Annotated in this window: 1 protein-coding gene; it reads right to left on the reverse strand. The window is 47.6% G+C overall.

The genetic code is table 11. The features are described 5' to 3' along the window. On the reverse strand, nt 1–721 hold a 721-nt coding region (locus tag Q0X97_RS11810), incomplete at both ends, for an EF-Tu/IF-2/RF-3 family GTPase (RefSeq protein ID WP_302067760.1).

The raw sequence follows: 721 nt of genomic DNA on the forward strand, positions 1-721 counted from the left end.
GCACCTACCGTACGACCACCTTCACGAATCGCAAAGCGCAGACCTTCTTCCATCGCAATCGGCGCAATCAATTCAACGGTAATCGCTACGTTCTCACCAGGCATTACCATTTCAACTCCCTCTTCCAGTGTAACCGCACCAGTAACGTCAGTTGTACGGAAGTAGAATTGAGGACGGTAGTTTGCAAAGAACGGTGTATGACGACCACCCTCTTCTTTGCTCAACACATACACTTCAGCTTTAAATTTAGTGTGTGGAGTGATGGTACCGGGCTTCGCCAATACTTGGCCACGCTCAACTTCTTCACGCTTAGTACCGCGCAACAATACACCTACGTTATCACCTGCTTGGCCTTCATCCAGCAGTTTGCGGAACATTTCCACACCGGTACAAGTGGTTTTTTGAGTATCTTTCAAACCAACGATTTCAATCTCGTCACCTACATGAATGATACCGCGCTCTACACGGCCGGTAACTACCGTACCACGGCCAGAAATCGAGAATACGTCTTCAATCGGCAACAGGAACGGTTTATCTACTGCACGCTCAGGAGTCGGAATATAGCTGTCCAATGCATCAGCCAATTCGAAGATTTTTTCTTCGTAAGCAGCATCGCCTTCCAACGCTTTCAATGCAGAACCTTGTACGATCGGGCAATCATCACCAGGGAAATCGTAGCTTGACAACAAGTCACGAATTTCCATTTCAACCAATTCCAGCA

Origin of the sequence: Neisseria sp. MVDL19-042950, assembly GCF_030504625.1 — a bacterium.
Classification (GTDB): domain Bacteria; phylum Pseudomonadota; class Gammaproteobacteria; order Burkholderiales; family Neisseriaceae; genus Neisseria.